The sequence below is a fragment of the Parendozoicomonas sp. Alg238-R29 genome (assembly GCF_947331445.1).
Taxonomy (GTDB): domain Bacteria; phylum Pseudomonadota; class Gammaproteobacteria; order Pseudomonadales; family Endozoicomonadaceae; genus Sansalvadorimonas.
Genome location: NZ_CAMZOG010000173.1, coordinates 1 through 2,890, shown reverse-complemented (window position 1 = coordinate 2,890; position 2,890 = coordinate 1). Strand labels below are relative to the sequence as shown.

Genomic DNA, 2,890 nt, shown 5'->3' with positions numbered 1-2,890 from the left:
CGCCAGCCCCACGAAAAGTGAGAAAGGCAGGCTGGGAATTGAAACCCAAAATGTTTGTGCTGGCATAACTCGGAAGCAGCCCGAAAAAGGTTTGCAGGATAAACACGTTGAAAGCATGACCTTTCAGGATTTGCACGTGGCAAACTCCAATGTTTGATTGCCAGCTCCACAAAACTCTTGGTTGTTTCTCAGGAAAGCACAGACCGAAACATTAATATTTGCACATTGACGCACAACGCCCGCATTTGCGGCGGTTTTGTAGCGAGGCACGAGCGGAAAAACCGTCCAAGCCACACAGTGGCTGATGCAACATGCGCTTGTTATGAGTTGACACTTGCGATTTGCTCCATTGCATAGAAATAGTGGGTTTTATTTGCGGGACCACGATAGACACCCTTGAAGCCAAGGAGGTTAAGCGACATCCCAGAAATTTCCCAAGCCATATTTTCATCAATTTCGGCCATATCATTTCCGAACATTTCGAAGCCAGTGATAGCTTCTAATTCTTTTAACTTAGCGGCTTTACCTCTAAGGCCTTCAGGAAAAGCTTCGTTGGCCCAGCCCCACATCCAAGTTCCGTTTTCAGTGTTAAAGCTACCAATCGGGATAATCTTGGCTTTTACCAATACCTTATCGTTCTTTATGAGATATAACTCTTCCTTCTCGAAGTTGTGCTCGAACTTGTCGAAAGAGCCGAAGCCAAATGTATCGATAAGGTGCTGCTGCTTTCTTTCTAGCTCATCGAAGCAGGTGTCGATATATGTTTGGAATTCTTCGTCATTCATTTCTTGGTGACTCATAACGCCTGCTTAAGGGGCGCCGCAGGCGTCCCATTTAAAGCACTTGTTAGCTTGTTGATTTTTCGTACCAAAATCTAGGGCCTTTTGATTTTACAGACTTTTCTAAAACTAGTTCGCCAATTGATGTACGCTTTTCCCATACTTTTTCTTGGAGCCATTTTACTAGCTCCATGAACTTGAAATTCTCATCTGGCATGAAGAATGGTTGCTTAAGCTCTGTAAATATATTGCAATATTCTAATGACTGGATATGAGGATGTAGAACCAAACTTATTTTTACTTCTTCAAAATTTTCAGCTCCGCTATGAGCTGTATAGTTGTGTCTAAGTTTCATTGCTTGATTGTGAGTATCAATAAACTCTTTAGAGATGGTCGCTTTGTCAAGCTTGATTTTCCTTCCTTCGCAGCTAGTGAAACACTTCGCATAAAAGGTAATGGCGGATACAAATAGACTTTTGACAACTAACATTTTACTTCGATCTTGAACATTATCTTCAAATCTTGGTTTTATTTTTTCTATTTCTTCCAGCCAAGCGATTACATTTCTTAAATCTTTTTCTATTAAAGTATAAGCAGCATACTTCTTGCTTATCGCATCAGTTAGATATATCTGTGGAGCTACTTTGTCTTCTAGCGTGTATATATTTTTACTGTTGCTCTTTTCGTCATGTAACTCGGTAATAACCCAACCATCGTGAGCCTTCTTTTTTATAGCGTGGACCTTTGACATATGACTCCTATGGAAGCTAACGCCCACATGTGGGGCGCCGTAGGCGTCCCAGGCAGCTTGCTGCCGTACACGATGTGCTTGTTAGCTGCGATTTGTTTATTTTTGGATATCTGTAAACTCAAAATCTGGGTCGTTATATAATGCTGAACGAAATTTTCTACTAACCTCATATATCTCATTCTGTATTTTGAGCGTCTCTGAGTTTGATCTGCAGGTCTCATTCCATGATTTCGTATATGTAAAAAATCCAGCAAGTTGAAGTTCTTTACAGGATTTTGCTGATCTAATTGAAGAAAGGAGATATCTACGATCTTGCTCTTTATCCAATATGGCTGATTTGTAGAAGAGTTTAATATCTGAATATATTAGCAATAAAGCTGCGATCACTAAAAGTGAAATGCCGAGCCCAGTCTTATCTATAAAGAATGAAAACAATGATGAAGCTAAAAGCATACCAGAGACGACACAAACAGCTACACCCATTACAGCATATTTACCAGAACGAGCTTGAAGCTTTATCTGCTCATCAGATTTTTTCAGCTGTTCAAGATTTCTTAAAAAAATCTCATCAGTAGAGGTGTTTTTTCCGTTCGTTGAGTTATTAATATTCTTGAGATAAAAAACCAGTAGTTCAATTTGTGATTTATTAAGACTCTCAAATGTTGATTGTTTTTCGAAAACCAATGACTGAATGTTTTCATCCCATTCGATATAGCTTGCGTACTCATGATGCATGATTGAGCCTTGAGAAGATATTTTGATGATGAATTTTTTGGTCTTGGGCAACAAAAGTCAATATATATAAGCAACAGGAAATACCAGATATTGCACGATGCTGACTAGCAGCTAACGCCTCAATAAGGGGCGCCGTAGGCGTCCCTTTGATTGACTTGTTAGATGCGACTTATACACTGTAGCTAAACAAACCAAACAACTCACAAAAGCCAAAGATAACAATGAAAGGGCACAGGATTTTAAGCATTTTCCCATACTTATTTCTCCATTCTTCTAGCTTGGCTGGGTCTTTCGGTTTTTTAGGTAGCGTTCCGTTTGCTAAAAGAAAACCATAAATACCACCAAAAATAGATATTAACCCGCTGAAATCCATAAATACCCCAGAAATAGATGTTCTATTAAATGTCTTGGAATAATTGAGTCAGAACCACTCACAAGACTTATTTTGTGGTACTAACTTTTTCGGAAATAAAATTTCTAATCTAGATTAATCAAGCAAATAATTTTGAACAAGCAAGACCGAGAAAAGCAGAAAAATGCTTGAAGTATTACTCTGATAGCATCTAACGCCAAGTTGTGGGGCGCCGAAGGCGTCCCAGGCAGCTTGCTGCCGAACACCAACGCC

At 39.4% G+C, this 2,890-nt stretch carries 4 protein-coding genes; all 4 read right to left on the bottom strand.

Annotation, left to right across the window (positions count from 1 at the left end):
- Positions 1–320: 320 nt before the first annotated feature.
- Positions 321–800, bottom strand: coding sequence for a DUF6882 domain-containing protein (locus tag QMA35_RS21270; RefSeq protein ID WP_281649145.1), 480 nt, complete (start codon positions 798–800; stop codon positions 321–323).
- Between the two features lie 46 nt (positions 801–846).
- On the bottom strand, positions 847–1,530 hold the full coding sequence (locus tag QMA35_RS21265) for a hypothetical protein (RefSeq protein WP_281649144.1): 684 nt from the start codon (positions 1,528–1,530) through the stop codon (positions 847–849).
- Between the two features lie 96 nt (positions 1,531–1,626).
- Positions 1,627–2,265 carry a hypothetical protein gene (locus tag QMA35_RS21260; protein WP_281649143.1) on the bottom strand — a complete coding sequence of 213 codons (639 nt, stop codon included), beginning with the start codon at positions 2,263–2,265 and terminating at the stop codon, positions 1,627–1,629.
- Positions 2,266–2,434: 169 nt separating this feature from the next.
- Positions 2,435–2,638 (bottom strand): hypothetical protein, encoded by a 204-nt coding sequence (locus QMA35_RS21255; protein ID WP_281649142.1) that lies wholly within the window; start codon positions 2,636–2,638, stop codon positions 2,435–2,437.
- Positions 2,639–2,890 lie beyond the last annotated feature (252 nt).